Source organism: Streptomyces sp. NPDC058335, assembly GCF_042723915.1.
Classification (GTDB): Bacteria; Actinomycetota; Actinomycetes; order Streptomycetales; family Streptomycetaceae; genus Streptomyces.
In genome coordinates this window covers 1-21,064 of the sequence record NZ_JBHXHX010000023.1, presented here as the reverse complement: position 1 = coordinate 21,064, position 21,064 = coordinate 1, and the positions used below count along the sequence as shown (strand labels likewise).

Annotated in this window: 19 protein-coding genes; 17 read left to right on the top strand and 2 right to left on the bottom strand. The window is 70.7% G+C overall.

Features of this window, described 5'->3' with window-relative positions; all coding sequences use genetic code 11:
* Positions 1 to 88: 88 nt before the first annotated feature.
* Complete coding sequence (locus tag ACFWJX_RS33970; protein WP_383250178.1) at positions 89 to 1,318, bottom strand: DUF349 domain-containing protein; 1,230 nt, start codon at positions 1,316 to 1,318, stop codon at positions 89 to 91.
* A gap of 143 nt (positions 1,319 to 1,461) precedes the next feature.
* Positions 1,462 to 2,277 (bottom strand): peptidylprolyl isomerase, encoded by an 816-nt coding sequence (locus ACFWJX_RS33965; protein ID WP_383250177.1) that lies wholly within the window; start codon positions 2,275 to 2,277, stop codon positions 1,462 to 1,464.
* Positions 2,278 to 2,456: 179 nt separating this feature from the next.
* Between ACFWJX_RS33965 and ACFWJX_RS33960 the strand changes: the two genes are divergently transcribed.
* From ACFWJX_RS33960 to nusB, 17 genes are all read left to right on the top strand, one after another.
* Positions 2,457 to 3,164 carry an MBL fold metallo-hydrolase gene (locus ACFWJX_RS33960; RefSeq protein ID WP_383250176.1) on the top strand — a complete coding sequence of 236 codons (708 nt, stop codon included), beginning with the start codon at positions 2,457 to 2,459 and terminating at the stop codon, positions 3,162 to 3,164.
* A gap of 13 nt (positions 3,165 to 3,177) precedes the next feature.
* Positions 3,178 to 4,440, top strand: a complete 1,263-nt coding sequence (hisS, locus tag ACFWJX_RS33955) for a histidine--tRNA ligase (RefSeq protein WP_383250175.1) — start codon at positions 3,178 to 3,180, stop codon at positions 4,438 to 4,440.
* Positions 4,441 to 4,660: 220 nt separating this feature from the next.
* Positions 4,661 to 5,320 carry a vitamin K epoxide reductase family protein gene (locus ACFWJX_RS33950; RefSeq protein WP_383250174.1) on the top strand — a complete coding sequence of 220 codons (660 nt, stop codon included), beginning with the start codon at positions 4,661 to 4,663 and terminating at the stop codon, positions 5,318 to 5,320.
* Positions 5,321 to 5,384: 64 nt separating this feature from the next.
* Positions 5,385 to 6,740, top strand: coding sequence for a replication-associated recombination protein A (locus ACFWJX_RS33945; RefSeq protein ID WP_383250173.1), 1,356 nt, complete (start codon positions 5,385 to 5,387; stop codon positions 6,738 to 6,740).
* Positions 6,741 to 7,041: 301 nt separating this feature from the next.
* Positions 7,042 to 7,656 carry a 30S ribosomal protein S4 gene (gene rpsD / locus ACFWJX_RS33940; protein ID WP_073497279.1) on the top strand — a complete coding sequence of 205 codons (615 nt, stop codon included), beginning with the start codon at positions 7,042 to 7,044 and terminating at the stop codon, positions 7,654 to 7,656.
* A 212-nt stretch (positions 7,657 to 7,868) separates the two neighbouring features.
* On the top strand, positions 7,869 to 8,303 hold the full coding sequence (locus ACFWJX_RS33935; RefSeq protein WP_383250172.1) for a DUF948 domain-containing protein: 435 nt from the start codon (positions 7,869 to 7,871) through the stop codon (positions 8,301 to 8,303).
* Between the two features lie 10 nt (positions 8,304 to 8,313).
* Positions 8,314 to 8,661, top strand: coding sequence for a hypothetical protein (locus ACFWJX_RS33930; RefSeq protein ID WP_086766749.1), 348 nt, complete (start codon positions 8,314 to 8,316; stop codon positions 8,659 to 8,661).
* On the top strand, positions 8,661 to 11,333 hold the full coding sequence (gene alaS / locus ACFWJX_RS33925; protein WP_383250171.1) for an alanine--tRNA ligase: 2,673 nt from the start codon (positions 8,661 to 8,663) through the stop codon (positions 11,331 to 11,333). The genes ACFWJX_RS33930 and alaS overlap by 1 nt, the downstream gene beginning before the upstream one ends.
* Positions 11,334 to 11,341: 8 nt before the next feature.
* Positions 11,342 to 11,806, top strand: coding sequence for a Holliday junction resolvase RuvX (gene ruvX, locus ACFWJX_RS33920; RefSeq protein ID WP_383250170.1), 465 nt, complete (start codon positions 11,342 to 11,344; stop codon positions 11,804 to 11,806).
* A gap of 122 nt (positions 11,807 to 11,928) precedes the next feature.
* Positions 11,929 to 13,629 carry an endolytic transglycosylase MltG gene (mltG, locus tag ACFWJX_RS33915; protein WP_383250169.1) on the top strand — a complete coding sequence of 567 codons (1,701 nt, stop codon included), beginning with the start codon at positions 11,929 to 11,931 and terminating at the stop codon, positions 13,627 to 13,629.
* Positions 13,629 to 14,459, top strand: coding sequence for a shikimate dehydrogenase (locus ACFWJX_RS33910; RefSeq protein WP_383250168.1), 831 nt, complete (start codon positions 13,629 to 13,631; stop codon positions 14,457 to 14,459). The genes mltG and ACFWJX_RS33910 overlap by 1 nt, the downstream gene beginning before the upstream one ends.
* A 180-nt stretch (positions 14,460 to 14,639) precedes the next feature.
* Positions 14,640 to 15,824, top strand: a complete 1,185-nt coding sequence (gene aroC, locus ACFWJX_RS33905; RefSeq protein ID WP_383250167.1) for a chorismate synthase — start codon at positions 14,640 to 14,642, stop codon at positions 15,822 to 15,824.
* Positions 15,821 to 17,464 (top strand): 3-dehydroquinate synthase, encoded by a 1,644-nt coding sequence (aroB, locus tag ACFWJX_RS33900; protein WP_383250166.1) that lies wholly within the window; start codon positions 15,821 to 15,823, stop codon positions 17,462 to 17,464. Before aroC ends, aroB begins: the two co-directional genes overlap by 4 nt.
* A gap of 236 nt (positions 17,465 to 17,700) precedes the next feature.
* Positions 17,701 to 18,618, top strand: a complete 918-nt coding sequence (locus ACFWJX_RS33895; protein WP_383250165.1) for a Pro-rich N-terminal domain-containing protein — start codon at positions 17,701 to 17,703, stop codon at positions 18,616 to 18,618.
* Positions 18,619 to 18,721: 103 nt separating this feature from the next.
* Positions 18,722 to 19,828, top strand: a complete 1,107-nt coding sequence (locus ACFWJX_RS33890; RefSeq protein ID WP_383250164.1) for an aminopeptidase P family protein — start codon at positions 18,722 to 18,724, stop codon at positions 19,826 to 19,828.
* Between the two features lie 52 nt (positions 19,829 to 19,880).
* Complete coding sequence (gene efp, locus ACFWJX_RS33885; RefSeq protein ID WP_073493489.1) at positions 19,881 to 20,447, top strand: elongation factor P; 567 nt, start codon at positions 19,881 to 19,883, stop codon at positions 20,445 to 20,447.
* 2 nt (positions 20,448 to 20,449) lie between these two features.
* Entirely contained in the window at positions 20,450 to 20,881 is a 432-nt protein-coding gene (nusB, locus tag ACFWJX_RS33880; RefSeq protein ID WP_383250163.1) for a transcription antitermination factor NusB, read from the top strand.
* Positions 20,882 to 21,064: the final 183 nt, after the last annotated feature.

Sequence of the window (21,064 nt, the reverse complement as noted above, 5' to 3'; positions counted from 1 at the left end):
GCGCCGCGACACGCTCCAGGCAGAACGCCGAACGGCCCGGCCGTGGTCTCCCACAGCCGGGCCGCGAGGCCGGTTCCGACAGGCGGTGTCAGCCGCCGAACTCCTGGAGACCCTTGAGCGCCTGGTCCAGCAGCGCCTGACGGCCCTCCAGCTCACGCTCCAGCTTGTCGGCCCGGGAACTGTTGCCCTGGGCGCGCGCCTGCTCGATCTGGGAGCGGAGCTTGTCCACGGCCGCCTGGAGCTGACCGGTCAGACCCTCGGCACGCGCGCGTGCCTCCGGGTTGCTCCGGCGCCACTCGGCCTCCTCGGCCTCCTGGATCGCCCGTTCCACCGCGTGCATCCGGCCCTCGACCTTCGGCCGGGCGTCGCGCGGCACATGGCCGATGGCCTCCCAGCGCTCGTTGACCGAACGGAACGCGGCCCGCGCCGTCTTGAGATCCGTGACCGGGAGGATCTTCTCGGCCTCCTCGGCCAGCTCCTCCTTCAGCTTCAGGTTCTCCGTCTGCTCGGCGTCGCGCTCCGCGAAGACGGAGCTGCGGGCGGCGAAGAAGACGTCCTGGGCACCGCGGAAGCGGTTCCACAGGTCGTCCTCGTGCTCGCGCTGGGCGCGGCCCGCCGACTTCCACTCGGTCATCAGGTCGCGGTAGCGCGCAGCCGTCGGACCCCAGTCCGTCGAGCTGGACAGCGCCTCGGCCTCGGCGACCAGCCGCTCCTTGACCCGGCGGGCCTCCTCGCGCTGCGCGTCGAGCTGCGCGAAGTGGGCCTTGCGGCGCTTGGAGAACGCGGAGCGGGCGTGCGAGAACCGGTGCCACAGCTCGTCGTCCGACTTGCGGTCCAGGCGCGGCAGACCCTTCCAGATGTCCACCAGCGCCCGCAGCCGCTCACCGGCCGCCCGCCACTGGTCCGACTGCGCCAGCTGCTCCGCCTCCGTGACCAGGTCCTCCTTGGCCTTGCGGGCCTCGTCGGACTGCTTGGCCCGCTGCTGCTTGCGCTCCTCGCGGCGCGCCTCGACCGTCGCCACCAGCTTGTCCAGCCGGGTCCGCAGCGCGTCCAGATCGCCGACCGCGTGATGCGCGTCCACCTGCGCGCGAATGTGGTCGATGGCGACCTGGGCGTCCTTCGCGGACAGGTCGGTGGTCCGCACTCGCTTCTCGAGGAGGCCGATCTCGACAACCAGGCCCTCGTACTTGCGCTCGAAGTAGGCCAGCGCCTCGTCAGGGGAGCCGGCCTGCCAGGAACCGACGACCTGCTCGCCATCGGCCGTACGCACGTACACGGTCCCCGTCTCGTCGACGCGGCCCCACGGGTCGCTGCTCACAGCGCCTCCTCCACATGATGCCTCCGAGGGGCTTCGGCGCCCCCGGGCATCGTCCACAGTTTCGTCACGGCCAACATAGGCGACCGGCGGGTCGCCTGTCCGCATCCAGCACGACCGAAATTGGGCGGTTGACCGCCCTGTCATCAGGACTTGGTGACCGTCGCCTTGTCGATCACCACGGTCGCGTTCGGAGCACCGTCACCGGCGCCCGTGTTCTCGCCCGCGCCGGCGATCTTCTTGAGAACGGCCATGCCGGCCTCGGAGACCGTGCCGAACGGTGTGTAGCTCGGCGGGAGCTGGCTGTCCTCGTAGACGAGGAAGAACTGGCTGCCGCCGCTGTTGGCCTGACCGGTGTTGGCCATCGCGACCGTGCCGGCCGGGTAGACGTTCGCCTTGAGGCTCGCGTCCTTCAGGTTCTCGTCCGGAATGGTGTAGCCGGGGCCGCCGCTGCCGCTGCCCGTCGGGTCGCCGCACTGGAGCACGAAGATGCCGTTGGTGGTGAGCCGGTGGCACTTGGTGTGGTCGAAGTAGCCCTTGCCGGCGAGGAAGTTGAACGAGTTCACGGTGTGCGGGGCCGCCGACGTCTTCAGCGCGACATCTATGTCACCGCAGGTCGTGGCCAGCTTCATCGTGTACTTCGCCGACTTGTCGATCGTGACCGCCGGCTCCTTCTTCCACGTCTGCGTCTTGACCGCGCCCTCGGCGGGCTTCTCGCACGGGTCCTTGACGGCGCTCGGCGAGGGCGACGGGGTCGCCTCCGAGCCGGCGTTCGCCTTGTCGTCGTCCTTGAGGACGCCGGTCGTGTACAGCGCCAGACTGCCCACCAGGATCACGCCGAGGACCGACGCGATCACCGCGTTGCGCGCGCGAGCCTTGCGTCGCGAGGCCGTACGGCGCTGCTGCTGCCGCAAGAACTTCTCCCGGGCGAGCTGGCGCTTGCGCTGTTCCTGGGTGACCACCGGGTTCTCTCCTCATGCGTCTCGTATGTCCACCGGTACGCGTGCGTCCAGTGAGCCGACCGCCTGCGTGTGCCCCGTACCGTATATGGGTTCGCTGAGGAAACGGCAGCGCCGGTAGGCTCTGACCACAGGCGCAGCCGCTCGCAAGCCACCCGTATCGACACAAACGAAGGACGATCGTGCTCATTGCCGGGTTCCCCGCCGGGGCCTGGGGGACGAACTGTTATCTCGTCGCCCCCGCCGCAGGTGAGGAGTGCGTGATCATCGACCCGGGCCACCAGGCGGCCCCCGGAGTCGAGGAGACGCTCAGGAAGCATCGGCTCAAGCCCGTCGCCGTCGTCCTCACCCACGGCCATCTCGACCACGTGGCCTCGGTCGTCCCGGTCTGCGGGGCGCACGACGTCCCCGCCTGGATCCACCCCGAGGACCGGTTCATGATGAGCGATCCCGAGAAGGGGCTCGGCCGGTCCATCGGCATGCCGCTGCTGGGCGAGCTGACCGTGGGGGAGCCGGACGACGTCCGCGAGCTGACCGACGGCGCGAAGCTGCAACTGGCGGGTCTGGAGTTCTCCGTCGCGCACGCGCCGGGCCATACCAGGGGGTCGGTGACCTTCCGGATGCCCGAGATCGCGGACATCCCGTCCGTCCTCTTCTCGGGCGACCTGCTGTTCGCCGGCTCCATCGGACGCACCGACCTGCCCGGTGGCTCCATGGACGACATGCTCGAGTCGTTGGCCCGTGTGGTCCTTCCGCTCGACGACTCCACCGTGGTGCTGCCCGGTCACAATGAGCACACGACCATCGGCCAGGAACGCGCCACCAACCCGTATCTGCGGCAGGTGGCGGCCGGCCAGGGAGCCTCAGAGGCTCCCCGACGAGGAATGTGACGAGAGACCTCCCGTGAGTACCTTCCAGGCCCCCAAGGGCACGTACGACCTGCTCCCGCCGCGTTCTGCGACTTTCCTCGCGGTGCGCGAGGCCATCGCCGGCCCGCTGCGCAACTCCGGCTACGGCTACGTCGAGACGCCCGGCTTCGAGAACGTCGAGCTGTTCGCACGCGGAGTCGGTGAGTCCACCGACATCGTGACCAAGGAGATGTACGCCTTCGAGACGAAGGGCGGCGACCGGCTCGCCCTGCGCCCCGAGGGCACGGCCTCCGTCCTGCGCGCCGCCCTGGAGGCGAACCTGCACCGGCAGGGCAACCTCCCGGTCAAGCTCTGGTACTCGGGTTCGTACTACCGGTACGAGCAGCCGCAGGCCGGCCGCTACCGCCACTTCTCCCAGGTCGGCGCCGAGGCGATCGGCGCCGAGGACCCGGCGCTGGACGCCGAACTGATCATCCTGGCCGACCAGGCCTACCGCTCCCTGGGGCTCAGGAACTTCCGCATCCTGCTCAACAGCCTGGGCGACAAGGAGTGCCGCCCGGTGTACCGGGAGGCGCTGCAGAGCTTCCTGCGCGGCCTGGACCTCGACGAGGAGACGCTCCGTCGCGCGGAGATCAACCCGCTGCGGGTCCTCGACGACAAGCGCCGGGACGTCCAGAAGCAGCTGGCCGGCGCCCCGCTGCTGCGCGACTACCTCTGCGACGCCTGCAAGGCGTACCACGAGGAGGTCCGCGAGCTGATCACGGCGGCCGGCGTCGCGTTCGAGGACGACGCGAAGCTGGTCCGCGGCCTGGACTACTACACCCGCACCACCTTCGAGTTCGTCCACGACGGCCTCGGCTCGCAGTCCGCGGTGGGCGGCGGCGGCCGCTACGACGGCCTGTCCGAGATGATCGGCGGCCCGGCGCTGCCGTCCGTCGGCTGGGCCCTCGGCGTCGACCGCACCGTCCTGGCGCTGGAGGCGGAGGGCGTGGAACTCCGGCTCCCCGCGTCCACCAGCGTGTTCGCCGTACCGCTCGGCGAGGAGGCCCGCCGCGTCCTCTTCGCCAAGGTCACCGAACTGCGCAAGCTCGGCGTCGCCGCCGACTTCTCCTACGGCGGCAAGGGCCTCAAGGGCGCGATGAAGAACGCCAACCGCAGCGGCGCCCGCTACACGATCGTCGCCGGCGAGCGCGACCTCGCCGAGGGCGTCGTCCAGCTCAAGGACATGGAGTCCGGCGAGCAGACGGCGGTCGGCGTCAACGAGATCGTGGCGGAGCTGGAGTCACGGCTCGGCTGAGCACGCGCGTGCGGGGCGCCGGACATCTCCAGGGATGTGCGGCGCCCTTGCGGCGTCCGGGCCCGTGCACGGTGTCGTGTCGGGCGGCTGTCCGGAACCGAACGCGCGCACCAGGTCTCACCTTCATCCTTATGTGGAGTGAACGGTGTGCACGCGCGCGCGTGCGGCACAATGGCCCTGCCCGAAGAAGGTCCAGGTCTCAAGTGACGGAATCGGCGTGATGAGCAAGACGACAGTCAAGGACGTCTCCGCGGAGTCCGAGCCGCAGCGCGCCGAATCGGCCGCGCCCAGGACGGCGGGCGGCAGCCGGGCGCTGGCCCTGCTGCTGGTGATCACCGGCGCGGCCGGACTGCTCGCCGCGTGGGTCATCACGATCGACAAGTTCAAGCTCCTCGAGGCCAAGGTCGAGGGCAAGACCTTCACCCCCGGTTGCAGCCTCAACCCCGTCGTCTCCTGCGGCAGCGTCATGGAGAGCGACCAGGCCTCGGTCTTCGGCTTCCCCAACCCGATGCTCGGTCTCGTCGCCTACGGCATCGTCATCTGCGTCGGCATCAGCCTGCTCGCCGGCGCCCGCTTCCCGCGCTGGTACTGGCTCACCTTCAACGCCGGCACCCTCTTCGGGGTGGTCTTCTGCGCCTGGCTGATGTTCCAGTCCCTGTACCGGATCAACGCCCTGTGCCTGTGGTGCTCCCTGGCCTGGGTCGCCACGATCTTCATGTTCTGGTACGTGACCTCGTTCAACATCCGCAACGGCTTCCTGCCCGCCCCCCACTGGCTCAAGAGCTTTTTCGGCGAGTTCACCTGGGTCCTGCCCGTGCTGCACGTCGGCATCATCGGCATGCTGGTCCTCACCCGCTGGTGGGACTTCTGGACCAGCTGACCCGGCCTGCCAGGGCCTCCCTGCGGCCGTGGGGATTGTCAGTGCGGTGAATTAGGGTTTCAGCGTGGAGCCCGATCTGTTCACCGCCGCAGCCGAAGAACGCCAGGAGAAGGACCCCGCCGGGAGCCCCCTGGCCGTCCGGATGCGCCCGCGCACCCTCGACGAGGTGGTGGGCCAGCAACACCTGCTGAAGCCGGGCTCGCCGCTGCGCCGCCTGGTCGGCGAGAGCGCCAAGGGCCCGGCCGGTCCGTCCTCGGTGATCCTCTGGGGCCCGCCCGGCACCGGCAAGACCACCCTGGCCTACGTCGTCTCCAAGGCCACCGACGCCCGCTTCGTCGAACTGTCGGCGATCACCGCCGGCGTCAAGGAGGTCCGTGCCGTCATCGACGGCGCCCGCCGGGCCGCCGGTGGCTACGGCAAGGAGACCGTCCTCTTCCTCGACGAGATCCACCGCTTCAGCAAGGCCCAGCAGGACTCCCTCCTGCCCGCCGTTGAGAACCGCTGGGTGACCCTGATCGCGGCCACCACGGAGAACCCCTTCTTCTCCGTCATCTCGCCCCTGCTCTCGCGCTCCCTCCTCCTCACCCTCGAACCCCTCACCGACGACGACCTGCGCGGCCTGCTGCGGCGGGCCGTCACCGACGAGCGCGGTCTGAAGGCCGCCGTCGCCCTTCCCGAGGACACCGAGGCCCACCTCCTGCGCATCGCCGGCGGTGACGCCCGCCGCGCCCTCACCGCCCTGGAGGCCGCCGCCGGGGCCGCCCTGGACAAGGGCGAGACGGAGATCGCCCTCGCCACCCTGGAGGAGACGGTCGACCGGGCCGCCGTGAAGTACGACCGCGACGGCGACCAGCACTACGACGTGGCCAGCGCCCTGATCAAGTCGATCCGCGGCTCCGACGTCGACGCGGCCCTGCACTACCTGGCCCGCATGATCGAGGCCGGCGAGGACCCCCGGTTCATCGCGCGCCGCCTGATGATCTCCGCCAGCGAGGACATCGGCCTGGCCGACCCGGGCGCCCTGCCGATCGCGGTCGCCGCCGCCCAGGCCGTCGCAATGATCGGCTTCCCCGAGGCCGCCCTCACCCTCAGCCACGCCACGATCGCCCTGGCCCTCGCCCCCAAGTCCAATGCCGCGACCACCGCGATAGGCGCCGCGCTGGCCGACGTGCGCAAGGGGCTGGCCGGGCCCGTGCCGGCGCATCTGCGGGACGGGCACTACAAGGGAGCCGCCAAGCTGGGGCACGCCCAGGGGTACGTGTACCCGCACGACCTGCCCGAGGGCATCGCCGGCCAGCAGTACGCCCCGGACGCCATCAAGGACCGCGAGTACTACGAGCCGACCCGGCACGGCGCGGAGGCGCGGTACGCGGACGCCGTGGAGTGGACCAGGAAGCACCTCGGTCGCAAGGGGGACTGAGCACCCTGTAAACTCGTCCGAAGTGCTGCGTCCCGTGCTGTCAGAACGGGACAGTCAGCCGGAGTCCGGTCGCTTTCGGACCGGCTCCAGGAGCGTCGCGCACCGTCGAAGGTGTCGCGGGCAGCCCACCACCAGCCGGGGTTCCGGTAAAGGTCGGTGGGCCACTCGCGTGCTGCACGTATGTGCCCAGACCAGGGGAGCGGCTGCCCGACAGGTCCCACGCGGACCCGGCGGGTTTCCCCGGCTGCGGATGCGACCTCCCTTAACTCTGACAAGCCGAAAATTTCGAAAGTGAGAGATCGTGGCCAACCAGCCCCGTCCCAAGGTCAAGAAGTCGCGTGCCCTCGGCATCGCGCTGACCCCGAAGGCCGTCAAGTACTTCGAGGCCCGCCCCTACCCGCCGGGCGAGCACGGCCGCGGCCGCAAGCAGAACTCGGACTACAAGGTCCGTCTGCTCGAGAAGCAGCGTCTGCGCGCGCAGTACGACGTGTCCGAGCGCCAGCTCGTCCGCGCCTACGAGCGTGCCTCCAAGGTCCAGGGCAAGACCGGTGAGGCCCTGATCATCGAGCTGGAGCGTCGCCTCGACGCGCTGGTCCTGCGTTCGGGCATCGCCCGCACGATCTACCAGGCCCGCCAGATGGTCGTCCACGGCCACATCGAGGTCAACGGCCAGAAGGTCGACAAGCCCTCGTTCCGCGTCCGTCCCGACGACGTCGTGATGGTCCGCGAGCGCAGCCGCGAGAAGACCCTCTTCGCGGTCGCCCGTGAGGGTGGCTTCGCCCCCGACGGCGAGACCCCGCGCTACCTCCAGGTGAACCTCCGCGCCCTGGCCTTCCGCCTGGACCGCGAGCCGAACCGCAAGGAGATCCCGGTCATCTGCGACGAGCAGCTGGTCGTCGAGTACTACGCCCGCTGATCCTCCGGCGGCCGTAGGACTTCTGTGTCCGAACCCGCCGTCCCCCCGCCCTTCCGGGCGGGCGGGGCGGCGGGTTCGCGCATGTCCGGGAGCGCCGCGGTGCCCCGGCCCGCGGCCGCCCGTAAATCCGGTTCGGACCGGTACCGGCGGCGCGATAGGCTCGGTGCACAACTTTTCCGATGTAGAGGCACGTTTCAGGGAGCGGGTGCGCAGTGTCCGGTGGAGAGGTGGCCGGCATCCTGGTGGCCGTGTTCTGGGCGATCCTGGTCTCCTTCCTCGCCGTCGCGCTGGCGAGGCTGGCCCAGACGCTCAGGGCGACCACCAAGCTGGTCGCGGACGTGACCGATCAGGCCGTTCCGCTGCTGGCCGACGCCTCCGCGGCGGTTCGCTCGGCGCAGACGCAGATCGACCGGGTCGACGCGATCGCCTCGGACGTCCAGGAGGTCACGTCGAACGCCTCCGCGCTCTCCACCACGGTCGCCTCCACCTTCGGCGGACCCCTGGTGAAGGTGGCCGCCTTCGGCTACGGCGTACGCCGGGCCCTCGGCGGCCGCAGGGAAGACGTGCCCGCCAAGGCGCCCCGACGTACCGTGATCGTGGGCCGGACCGTCCCGGCCCCGCGGTGGGGCAAGCGGAAGAAGGACTGAGACTCAAGCGATGTTCCGCCGTACCTTCTGGTTCTCCACCGGTGTCGCCGCCGGTGTGTGGGCCACCACCAAGGTCAACCGCAAGCTGAGGCAGCTGACCCCCGAGAGCCTCGCCGCGACCGCGGCGAACAAGGCTCTCGAGACGGGAGCGCGCCTCAAGGACCGCGCGGTGGGCTTCGCGCTCGACGTCCGCGACAACATGGCCCAGCGGGAGGCCGAACTGGGGGACGCGCTCGGCCTCCACGCGGACCCCGAACTCCCCGCGCCCCGGCGGTACGCCGCCATCGAGAACAACCGCAGCAAGCCGAAGTACGTCGACGACACGACGCACTCGTACAACCGGAATGAGGACCACTGATGGAGTCGGCCGAGATCCGCCGCCGCTGGCTGAGCTTCTTCGAGGAGCGCGGGCACACCGTCGTCCCTTCGGCGTCGCTCATCGCGGACGACCCGACTCTGCTCCTCGTCCCGGCCGGCATGGTGCCCTTCAAGCCCTACTTCCTGGGCGAGGTCAAGCCGCCCTTCCAGCGCGCCACCAGCGTGCAGAAGTGCGTGCGCACGCCCGACATCGAAGAGGTCGGCAAGACCACCCGCCACGGCACGTTCTTCCAGATGTGCGGCAACTTCTCCTTCGGCGACTACTTCAAGGAAGGCGCCATCAAGTACGCCTGGGAGCTGCTCACCACGCCCCAGGACAAGGGTGGTTACGGCCTGGAGCCGGAGAAGCTCTGGATCACCGTCTACAAGGACGACGACGAGGCCGAGCGCATCTGGCACGAGGTCGTCGGGGTGCCGACGGAGCGCATCCAGCGCCTCGGCATGAAGGACAACTACTGGTCCATGGGCGTTCCCGGCCCCTGCGGCCCCTGTTCCGAGATCAACTACGACCGCGGCCCCGAGTTCGGCGTCGAGGGCGGCCCCGCCGTCAACGACGAGCGGTACGTGGAGATCTGGAACCTCGTCTTCATGCAGTACGAGCGCGGCGAGGGCATCGGCAAGGACAACTTCGAGATCCTGGGCGACCTCCCGAGCCAGAACATCGACACGGGCCTCGGCATGGAGCGCCTCGCCATGATTCTGCAGGGCGTGCAGAACATGTACGAGATCGACACCTCCATGGCCGTCATCAAGAAGGCCACCGAGCTGACCGGCGTCGAGTACGGCGAGGCCCACGACTCGGACGTCTCCCTGCGCGTCGTCACCGACCACATGCGCACCTCGGTGATGCTCATCGGCGACGGCGTGAGCCCCGGCAACGAGGGCCGCGGTTACGTCCTGCGCCGCATCATGCGCCGTGCCATCCGCAACATGCGCCTGCTCGGCGCCACCGGCCCGGTCGTCAAGGACCTCATCGACACCGTCATCGCCATGATGGGCCAGCAGTACCCCGAGCTGGTCACCGACCGCGAGCGCATCGAGAAGGTCGCCGTCGCCGAGGAGAACGCCTTCCTCAAGACGCTCAAGGCCGGCACCAACATCCTCGACACCGCCATCACCGAGACCAAGCAGTCCGGCGGCAGGGTCCTCGCCGGCGACAAGGCCTTCCTGCTCCACGACACCTGGGGCTTCCCCATCGACCTCACCCTCGAAATGGCCGCCGAGCAGGGCCTTTCCGTGGACGAGGACGGCTTCCGCCGCCTGATGAAGCAGCAGCGGGACCAGGCCAAGGCCGACGCCCAGGCCAAGAAGACCGGCCACGCCGGCGTCGGCGCCTACCGCGAGATCGCCGACAAGGCCGGTGAGACCGACTTCATCGGCTACACCGACACCGAGGGCGAGACCACGATCGTCGGCATCCTCGTCGACGGCGTCTCCTCCCCGGCCGCCACCGAGGGCGACGAGGTCGAGATCGTCCTGGACCGCACCCCGTTCTACGCCGAGGGCGGCGGCCAGATCGGCGACACCGGCCGCATCAAGGTCGACACCGGTGCCGTCGTCGAGGTCCGCGACACCCAGAAGCCGGTCCCGGGCGTGTACGTCCACAAGGGCGTCGTCCAGTTCGGCGAGGTGACCGTCGGTGCCAAGGCCCACGCCTCGATCGACGGCCGCCGCCGTACGGCCATCGCCCGCGCCCACTCGGCCACGCACCTCACGCACCAGGCCCTGCGCGACGCTCTCGGCCCGACGGCCGCCCAGGCCGGTTCCGAGAACCAGCCCGGCCGTTTCCGCTTCGACTTCGGTTCCCCGTCCGCCGTCCCGACGGCCGTGATGACCGACGTGGAGCAGAAGATCAACGAGATCCTCGCCCGCGACCTGGACGTGCACGCCGAGATCCTGAGCCTCGACGAGGCCAAGAAGCAGGGCGCCATCGCCGAGTTCGGCGAGAAGTACGGCGAGCGGGTCCGCGTCGTGACCATCGGCGACTTCTCCAAGGAGCTGTGCGGCGGCACACACGTGCACAACACCGCCCAGCTCGGCCTGGTGAAGCTGCTCGGCGAGTCGTCGATCGGCTCGGGCGTGCGCCGTATCGAGGCCCTCGTGGGTGTCGACGCCTACAACTTCCTCGCCCGTGAGCACACGGTCGTCGCCCAGCTCCAGGAGCTGATCAAGGGCCGCCCGGAGGAGCTCCCGGAGAAGGTCTCCGCGATGCTCGGCAAGCTGAAGGACGCCGAGAAGGAGATCGAGAAGTTCCGCGCCGAGAAGGTCCTCCAGGCCGCCGCCGGCCTCGTGGAGTCCGCCAAGGACATCCGCGGAGTCGCCGTCGTCACCGGCCAGGTCCCGGACGGCACCGCGCCGGACGACCTGCGCAGGCTGGTGCTCGACGTGCGCGGCCGCATCCAGGGCGGACGCGCCGCCGTGGTCGCCCTGTTCACGGTCAACAACGGCAAGCCGCTCACGGTCATCGCCACCAACGACGCCGCCCGCGACCGCGGTCTCAAGGCCGGCGACCTGGTCCGTACGGCCGCCAAGACCCTCGGCGGCGGCGGTGGCGGCAAGCCGGACGTGGCCCAGGGCGGTGGCCAGAACCCGGCCGCCATCGGGGAGGCCGTCGACGCCGTCGAGCGGCTCGTGGCGGATTCGGCCAAGTGAGCCATGCGATGAGGAGGGGCCGTCGTCTCGCGATCGACGTAGGGGACGCGCGGATCGGGGTCGCCTCGTGCGACCCCGACGGGATCCTCGCCACCCCGGTGGAGACGGTCCCCGGCCGTGACGTCCCGGCGGCCCACCGTCGGCTCGGGCAACTCGTCCAGGAGTACGAGCCGATCGAGGTCGTCGTCGGTCTCCCTCGCTCCCTCAAGGGGGGCGAGGGCCCGGCCGCGGTCAAGGTGCGCGCCTTCGCCCAGGAGCTGGCCAAGGGCATCGCACCCGTCCCGGTCCGGCTGCTCGACGAGCGGATGACGACGGTGACGGCCAGTCAGGGACTGCGCGCCTCGGGCGTGAAGTCCAAGAAGGGACGTTCCGTCATCGACCAGGCGGCCGCTGTGATCATCCTTCAGCAGGCCCTGGAATCCGAACGGGTGTCAGGCTCGGCACCGGGCGAGGGCGTCGAAGTGGTCATCTGATCGCGATACGGTAACGTTCCGCGCGATGCGGTGGTCTTCGAACAGCGACCGCACAGAAAGAGGCGGGACGGTAGCAGGGCCCACTAGCCGCGCGACCGCCGCCTCGCGGCTCTAGGGGATAGATGACTGAGTATGGCCGGGGCCCAGGCTCCGAACCGTGGCATCCGGAGGACCCGTTGTACGGGGACGGCGGATGGGAAGGGCAGCAGGGCCACACCGGCCATCAGCCTGCCTACGGCGGCCAGCCGCAGCACCAGTACCCGCAGCAGCCGCAGCAGCAGGAGTACGGCGACTGGAGCAACGGCCAGCCACAGCCCCATGATCAGCAGCAGTACGACCAGCAGCAGTACCAGCAGTCCTACGACCAGCAGCAGTACGCCGGCCAGGGGCAGCAGCACGGCCAGCCGAACCAGCAGGCCTACAACGAGGGCGGCTGGGACGGCACCGGCACCCACGCACACGTCCCGTACGCCGCCGACCCCGGTGACCCCTACGGCCAGCAGGCCGCGGCCTACGGTGCCGAGCAGCCCGACTTCTACGGCACACCGGACGCCTATCCGCCGCCGGAGCCGCCCGCACGCAGGCGCGCCGAGCCGGAGGCCGAGCAGCCCGACTGGGACCCCGGTCCCGATCAGGGCGAGCACGCCTTCTTCGCGGGCGGCGGGGCGGACGAGGAGGACGACGAGCCGGAGGGGCGCGGGGACCGCCGCGGACGCGGCGGCAAAGGCGCCAAGAAGGACAGGAGGAGCCGAAACGGCTGCGCCTGTCTCGCCGTCGTGCTCGTGTTCGGCGGCGGACTCGCCGGCGTCACCTATTTCGGTTACCAGTTCTACCAGGACCGTTTCGGTACGGCGCCCGACTACGCGGGTGACGGCAACGGAGACCAGGTCACTGTCGTCATCCCCAAGGGCGCGGGCGGTTACGTCATCGGGCAGAAACTCAAGGAGGCGGGCGTCGTCGAGAGCGTCGACGCGTTCGTCTCCGCGCAGCAGTCGAACCCCGACGGCGAGACGATCCAGGACGGCGTCTACACGCTGCAGAAGCAGATGTCGGCCGCGAGCGCGGTCGAACTCATGCTCAGTCCCAAGAGCCGCAGCAACCTCATCATCGCCGAGGGTTCGCGCAACACGGCGATCTACACACTGATCGACAAACGCCTCGGGGTGTCGGCGGGGACCACGGCGGGCGTCGCGAAGAAGGACTACAAGAGCCTCGGTCTGCCGGACTGGGCACTCGGCCACCCGAACCTCAAGGACCCGCTGGAAGGATTCCTCTACCCCTCCAGCTACGCGGTCTCCAAGGGGCAGAAGCCCGAGGCCGTACTGAAGGACATGGTCTCCCGGGCCACCGAGAAGTACGAGGAACTGGGCCTGGAGAAGAAGGCCACGAGCCTCGGACTGGACGGCCCCTGGCAGTTGCTGACCGTGGCGAGCCTGGTGCAGGCCGAGGGCACCAGCCACGACGACTTCCGCAAGATGGCCGAGGTCGTCTACAACCGCCTCAAGTCGGGCAACCCGCAGACCAACGGCATGATCGAGTTCGACTCCACGTACAACTACGTGAAGAACCAGAGCAAGATCGACCTGACCATCGCCGAACTGCGCAAGTACGACAACCCGTACAATACGTACTATTACAAGGGTCTGCCGCCCGGCCCCATCGACAACCCGGGCGAAGAGGCACTCAAGGGCGCGATCGACCCGACGAGTGACGGTTGGTACTACTTCATCTCGTTGGACGGCACGACCAGCAAGTTCACGAAGACGCTCGGGGAACACGAGGAGCTGGTCAAGGAGTTCAACGCGTCAAGGAACCAGGACTGATGACAGCTCCCCGCAGGGCGGGCGTGCTCGGCTCGCCCATCGCCCACTCGCTCTCCCCGGCACTGCACCGCGCCGCCTACGAGGAACTCGGTCTCACCGGCTGGACGTACGAACGGTTCGAGACCGACGAGAGCGCGCTCCCCGGTTTCCTCACGGACCTCGGGCCCGAGTGGGCCGGGCTCTCGCTCACCATGCCGCTCAAGCGGGCCGTCATCCCGCTGCTCGACGAGATCAGCGAGACGGCGGCCTCGGTCGAGGCGGTCAACACGGTGGTGTTCACCGAGGACGGCCGCCGCGTCGGCGACAACACCGACATCCCCGGCATGGTCGCCGCCCTGCGCGAGCACGGCGTCGAGCAGGTCGACTCGGCCGCGATCCTGGGCGCCGGTGCCACCGCCTCCTCCGCACTGGCCGCGATGTCCAGGGTCTGCGCCGGCGAGGTCGTGGTCTACGTGCGCAGCGGGGCCCGTGCCGCCGAGATGCGGCAGTGGGGCGAGCGGCTCGACGTCGACGTCCGTACGGCCGACTGGGACGACGCGGCCGAGGCGCTGCGCGCGCCGCTGGTGATCGCCACCACGCCCGCGGGCACCACCGACGCGCTCGCCACCGCCGTACCGGAGCGGCCCGCCACCCTCTTCGACGTGCTGTACGACCCCTGGCCGACGGAACTGGCCGCCCGCTGGTCGATGTTCGGCGGCGCCGTCGTCAGCGGCCTCGATCTGCTGGTGCACCAGGCGGTGATCCAGGTGGAGCAGATGACCGGGCGCACCCCGGCCCCCGTGGACGCGATGCGCAAAGCGGGGGAGCACGCGCTCGCCGCCCGTCGGTAGCGAGATCTTCGAATCCGGGACCGCCGGCCGTCCGCCAGATGGACCGGCGGCCGGTTCCGTGCCGCGGACGTGGGAGGATCGGGGGTGGCGGACCAGGGTCGCGCACCCGGTCGCGCCGTTGCCGTACGCGAGGACGCGCGTACGCGGGGCAGTACCAGGCGCGAGGACTGAGGAGCACCGTTGAGCAGGTTGCGCTGGCTGACCGCGGGGGAGTCCCACGGTCCCGCACTCGTGGCGACGCTGGAGGGCCTTCCCGCCGGCGTGCCGATCACCACGGACATGGTGGCGGACCATCTGGCGAGGCGCCGGCTCGGCTATGGGCGGGGTGCGCGGATGAAGTTCGAGCGGGACGAGGTGACCTTCCTCGGCGGTGTCCGCCACGGACTCACCCTCGGTTCCCCGGTCGCGGTCATGGTGGGCAACACCGAGTGGCCGAAGTGGGACCAGATCATGGCGGCCGACCCGGTCGACCCCGAGGTGCTCGCCGGGCTCGCCCGCAACGCGCCGCTGACCCGCCCCCGCCCCGGCCACGCCGACCTGGCCGGCATGCAGAAGTACGGCTTCGACGAGGCCCGCCCGATCCTGGAGCGCGCCTCCGCGCGCGAGACGGCCGCCCGCGTCGCCCTCGGTGCCGTCGCCCGGTCGTACCTGAAGGAGACCGCCGGCATCGAGATCGTGTCGCACGTCGTGGAGATCGCCGCCGCCAAGGCGCCCTACGGTGTGTACCCGACCCCCGCCGACGTCGAGAAGCTGGACGCCGACCCGGTGCGCTGCCTGGACGCGGACGCGTCGAAGGCGATGGTCGCGGAGATCGACCAGGCCCACAAGGACGGCGACACCCTCGGCGGCGTCGTCGAGGTGCTCGCGTACGACGTGCCGGTGGGCCTGGGGTCGCACGTGCACTGGGACCGCAAGCTGGACGCCCGGCTGGCCGGTGCCCTCATGGGCATCCAGGCGATCAAGGGCGTCGAGGTCGGTGACGGCTTCGGCCTCGCGCGCGTGCCCGGTTCGCAGGCGCACGACGAGATCGTCAGCACCCCCGAGGGCATCCGGCGGACCTCCGGCAGGGCCGGCGGCACCGAGGGCGGACTGTCCACCGGCGAGCTGCTGCGGGTGCGTGCGGCCATGAAGCCGATCGCCACCGTGCCGCGCGCCCTGCGGACCGTGGACGTGGCCACCGGCGAGGCGACGCAGGCCCACCACCAGCGCTCCGACGTCTGCGCGGTCCCGGCGGCCGGCATCGTCGCCGAGGCGATGGTCGCGCTCGTCCTCGCGGACGCCGTCGCGGAGAAGTTCGGCGGCGACAGCGTCGCCGAGACCCGCCGCAACGTGCGGTCGTACCTCGACAACCTCCCGATCCGATGAGCGGGCCGCTGGTCGTCCTGGTCGGGCCGATGGGCGTCGGCAAGTCCACCGTCGGGCAGCAGCTGGCCGACCGGCTCGGCGTCGCCTACCGGGACACCGACGACGACATCGTCGCCGGACAGGGCCGCGCCATCGCCGACATCTTCGTCGAGGAGGGCGAGCCCGCCTTCCGGGCCGTCGAGAAGGCGGCCGTGCTGCGCGCGCTCGCAGAGCACGACGGCGTCCTGGCGCTCGGCGGCGGCTCGATCCTCGACGAGGAGACGCGCGGCCTGCTGGCCGGGCAGCGCGTGGTCTACCTGTCGATGGACGTCGAGGAGGCCGTGAAGCGCACCGGCCTCAACGCGGCCCGTCCGCTGCTCGCCGTCAACCCGCGCAAGCAGTGGCGCGAGCTGATGGAGGCCCGCCGGCACCTCTACGAGGGGGTCGCCACGGCGGTCGTGCCGACGGACGGCCGTACACCCGAAGAGGTCACGCAGGCGGCACTGGACGCGTTGGAGTTGACCGCATCCCCCGGGGGGCGACCCCCGGACCCCCGGCCGGAGGACGTCATGGCGAGCCAGGTGACAAGGATCCGGGTCGGCGGCACCGCCGGCTCCGAGTCGTACGAGGTGCTGGTGGGCCGTCAGCTCCTCGGGGAGCTGGGCGGGCTGATCGGCGACCGCGTCAAGCGGGTCGCCGTGATCCACCCCGAGGCGCTCGCCGACACCGGGGAAGCGCTCCGCACCGACCTGGCCGAACAGGGCTTCGAGGCGGTCGCCATCCAGGTGCCCAACGCGGAGGAGGCCAAGACCGCCGAGGTCGCGGCCTACTGCTGGAAGGCGCTCGGCCAGTCCGGGTTCACCCGCACGGACGTCGTGGTGGGCGTCGGCGGCGGCTCGACCACCGACCTCGCCGGGTTCGTGGCCGGGACCTGGCTGCGCGGGGTGCGCTGGATCGCCATCCCGACCACCGTGCTCGCCATGGTGGACGCGGCCGTCGGCGGCAAGACCGGCATCAACACCGCCGAGGGCAAGAACCTCGTCGGCGCCTTCCACCCCCCGGCCGGCGTGCTCTGCGACCTGGCCGCGCTGGACTCCCTCCCGGCCAACGACTACGTCTCCGGGCTCGCCGAGGTCATCAAGGCCGGCTTCATCGCCGACCCGGTGATCCTCGACCTCATCGAGGCCGACCCCGAGGCCGCCCGCACCCCGGCCGGCCCGCACACGGCCGAGCTGATCGAGCGTTCCATCAGGGTCAAGGCGGAGGTCGTCTCCTCCGATCTCAAGGAGTCGGGCCTGCGGGAGGTCCTCAACTACGGCCACACGCTCGCCCACGCCATCGAGAAGAACGAGCGCTACAAGTGGCGGCACGGCGCCGCCGTCTCGGTCGGCCTGCACTTCGCCGCCGAGCTGGGCCGCCTGGCCGGCCGGCTGGACGACGCCACGGCCGACCGCCACCGCACCGTCCTGGAGTCGGTGGGGCTGCCGCTGCGCTACCGCCACGACCAGTGGCCCAAGCTGCTGGAGAACATGAAGGTCGACAAGAAGTCGCGCGGCGACCTCCTGCGCTTCATCGTCCTCGACGGCCTGGCCAAGCCCACCGTCCTCGAAGGCCCCGACCCGGCGGTTCTGCTCGCCGCGTACGGCGAGGTGGCCGAGTAGGACCGACCCACCAGGGGAGGGGGCGTGCCAGAACCCGCGACACCGCCCTCCCAGGGTTGGCCGGTCTTAAGTCCGCAGGGGTCCCATCCGTCCTATTCGCCTTCCGCACCGGGCACTTCACACCGCCCCCGGCCGTTCACCAAAGGACGGCAGGGGGCGGTACCGTTCGGTGGGAAGTGAGGGCCCGCACCCTCGCTGCCAGCGTCAATCGCCTGTACGAGACGGAGTGGCACCGGATGCAGCACGCAGTGGGTTCTCCGCTGCCGCCGCCCCATCAGCCGGGGCACGGACCGGCCGTCGGCTGGTCGCCGGCCGCACAACACCCGGGAGCGCACCAGCCCGGCAGCACTCCGCAGCCCGCCGCCGTGCCCCCGCCGCCGCCCCCCGGCTTCACCGCCCCGCCGCCCTCGGGCCCGCTTCGGCCCGCGCCGCAGCCCCCGGTCCCGCCCGTCCTGCACCCCCCGGCTCCGCAGCACTCTCCGCCCCCGCGGCACGCTCCGGCGGGCGGTGACGTCACCGGCCATGTGCCGCTGCCCCCCGGCGGCCCCGTCGGGATGCCGAGCGCGCCTCCCGCGCCGGCGGCCCCCGACCCGACGGCCACGACGCTCGCGGTGCTGCTCATCGGCCCGGCCGGCGCGGGAAAGACCAGCGTCGCCAAGTTCTGGGCCGACCACCGCCGGGTGCCCACCGCCCACATCAGCCTCGACGACGTCCGCGAATGGGTGCGCTCCGGCTTCGCCGACCCCCAGTCCGGCTGGAACGACCACTCCGAGGCGCAGTACCGCCTGGCCCGCCGCACCTGCGGCTTCGCCGCGCGCAACTTCCTGGCCAACGGCATCTCGTGCATCCTCGACGACGCGATCTTCCCCGACCGCCCGGCCGTCGGACTGGGTGGCTGGAAACGGCACGTCGGGCCAGGCCTGCTCCCGGTCGTCCTGCTCCCCGGCCTGGAAGTGGTCCTGGAACGCAACGCGGAACGCTCCGGCAACCGCCGCCTCGCCGACGAGGAGGTCGCCCGCATCCACGGCCGCATGGCCGGCTGGTACGGCTCCGGCCTTCCGATCATCGACAACTCCCAGCTCGACGTCCCGACCACGGCACGCATCCTGGACGACGTACTGACGAGGGCGATAGCGAGCCCACCGAGCTGGTGATCAGGGGGCGCGGGAGCCGGGGGAGGAAGGCTGTCCCTTCCCATCCACCCCGCTCGGCGCAGCCCAACCGGCACAAACCGGCCATTCCTCCTACGCTCGACTCATGTCAGAGGTGTACGCGGCTCGCCGCAAACGGCTGAGGGAGCGGTGCAGCGCCGGCGGCAGCGCGAGCGCGCTGATCTCCCGCCCCGCCAATGTGAGATACCTCGCGGGTGCGGCGCCCCAGGGCGCCGTCCTGCTGCTGGGCGTGGACGAGGATCTCCTCGTCTGCACAGGCCCGCCCGACGACCGGCCCCACGAGGGCAGGCCCGACGAGGCCCTGAAGGTCCAGGTCCTGTCCCACTCCGGAGGCGACCCCGCCGTGGCCGCCGCGGGCCTCCTCATGGACCGCGGCGGCGACTCCGTCGCGGTGGAGGAGCACCACCTCACGGTGGCCCGTCATCGCGCCCTGCGGTCGGTCGCGCCCCGGCTCCGTCTCGCCGATCTGGGCGGAGCCGTCGAGCAGCTGAGGGTCGTCAAGGACGAGGAGGAGATCTCCTGTCTGCGCATCGGCGCCGAGATCGCCGACCAGGCCCTGGGCGAGCTGCTGGAGTCCATCCTGGTCGGCCGCACCGAACGCCACCTGGCCCTGGAGCTGGAGCGCCGCCTCGTCGACCACGGCGCCGACGGCCCCGCCTTCACCACCTCCGTCGGCACCGGCCCGAACTCGGGGCGGCGTGGGCACCGGCCCACCGACCGACGGGTGGAGGAGGGCGATTTCCTCTCCGTCTGTCTCGGGGCGACGTACCGCGGCTACCGCTGCGAGATCGGCCGTACGTTCGTCATCGGGACCTCTCCCGCGGACTGGCAGATCGAGCTGTACGACCTCGTCTTCGCCGCTCAGCGGGCCGGACGCGAGAGTCTGGTGCCGGGGGCCGCGTACCGCGACGTGGACCGTGCGGCACGCCAGGTACTGGACTCCGCGGGGCACGCCGAGAGCCTTCCGGCACTGACCGGGCACGGTGTGGGACTCGAAATCGAGGAGGACCCGCAGCTGGGTCCCGCGGCCATGGGTAAACTGGACGCTTGCGTGCCGGTCACCGTCGAACCGGGGGTCCACCTCCCGGGCCGGGGCGGTGTCCGGATCGATGACACGCTCGTCGTCCGCCCCGAGGCGGACGGCGGACCCGAGCTACTCACCATCACGACCAAGGAGCTGCTCGCACTATAGGCAGGTGCGTGCCCCCGGGGTCGTCCACGTCAGTCCAGGAGATTCCGCAACCGTGGCTTCCACGAACGACCTCAAGAACGGCCTGGTGCTCAAGCTCGAAGGCGGCCAGCTCTGGTCCGTCGTCGAGTTCCAGCACGTCAAGCCCGGCAAGGGCCCGGCCTTCGTGCGCACCAAGCTCAAGAACGTGCTGTCCGGCAAGGTGGTCGACAAGACCTTCAACGCCGGCGTCAAGGTCGAGACGGCCACTGTCGACAAGCGCGACATGCAGTTCTCCTACATGGACGGCGAGTACTTCGTCTTCATGGACATGGAGACCTACGACCAGCTCATGGTCGACCGCAAGGCCGTCGGCGACGCCGCCAACTTCCTGATCGAGGGCTTCACCGCCACCGTCGCCCAGCACGAGGGCGAGGTGCTCTTCGTCGACCTGCCGGCCGCCGTCGAGCTCGTCGTCCAGGAGACCGAGCCCGGCCTCCAGGGTGACCGCTCCACCGGTGGCACCAAGCCCGCGACCCTCGAGACCGGTCACCAGATCCAGGTCCCGCTCTTCATCACCACCGGTGAGAAGATCAAGGTCGACACCCGTACGAGCGACTACCTCGGCCGGGTGAACAGCTAACCGTGGCTGCCCGCAACACAGCCCGTAAGCGCGCCTTCCAGATCCTCTTCGAGGGCGACCAGCGCGGCGCCGATGTCCTGACGGTCCTCGCGGACTGGATCCGGCTCTCCCGGGCCGACACCCGGCAGCCTCCGGTGAGCGAGTACACGATGCAGCTGGTCGAGGGGTACGCCGAGCACGAGCGGCGCATCGACGAGCTGATCTCGCAGTACTCGGTCGGCTGGACGCTCGACCGGATGCCGGTGGTCGACCGCAACATCCTGCGGCTCGGCGCGTACGAGCTGATCTGGGTCGACGAGACCCCGGACGCCGTCGTCCTCGACGAGATGGTGCAGCTGGCGAAGGAGTTCTCCACGGACGAGTCGCCCTCGTTCGTGAACGGCCTGCTCGGCCGGCTCAAGGAGCTCAAGCCCTCGCTGCGCCGGGAGGCGTGAGAGGTACCGCCGACGCCGGAGGGCCCGTGGACAGCACGTCCGCGGGCCCTCCGGCGTACCCGGTCCCTCGGGTGCCCCGAGGGTGCCCCTCGGGCCCACAGGCCCGTAGAAAGCCGCCGGGGCGGCCGGGACCACTCGGTCCCGGCGCCCCCGCGGTACGGTTCTGCGGTGTCGCCCCGAGCG

Excerpts from the sequence above, each read along its gene's own strand:
- mltG (WP_383250169.1), top strand. The coding sequence starts at position 11,929 with ATGACTGAGTATGGCCGGGGCCCAGGCTCCGAACCGTGGCATCCGGAG.
- ACFWJX_RS33910 (WP_383250168.1), top strand. The coding sequence starts at position 13,629 with ATGACAGCTCCCCGCAGGGCGGGCGTGCTCGGCTCGCCCATCGCCCAC.
- ruvX (WP_383250170.1), top strand. The coding sequence starts at position 11,342 with ATGAGGAGGGGCCGTCGTCTCGCGATCGACGTAGGGGACGCGCGGATC.
- ACFWJX_RS33950 (WP_383250174.1), top strand. The coding sequence starts at position 4,661 with ATGAGCAAGACGACAGTCAAGGACGTCTCCGCGGAGTCCGAGCCGCAG.
- ACFWJX_RS33890 (WP_383250164.1), top strand. The coding sequence starts at position 18,722 with ATGTCAGAGGTGTACGCGGCTCGCCGCAAACGGCTGAGGGAGCGGTGC.
- alaS (WP_383250171.1), top strand. The coding sequence starts at position 8,661 with ATGGAGTCGGCCGAGATCCGCCGCCGCTGGCTGAGCTTCTTCGAGGAG.
- ACFWJX_RS33930 (WP_086766749.1), top strand. The coding sequence starts at position 8,314 with ATGTTCCGCCGTACCTTCTGGTTCTCCACCGGTGTCGCCGCCGGTGTG.
- ACFWJX_RS33895 (WP_383250165.1), top strand. The coding sequence starts at position 17,701 with ATGCAGCACGCAGTGGGTTCTCCGCTGCCGCCGCCCCATCAGCCGGGG.
- aroB (WP_383250166.1), top strand. The coding sequence starts at position 15,821 with ATGAGCGGGCCGCTGGTCGTCCTGGTCGGGCCGATGGGCGTCGGCAAG.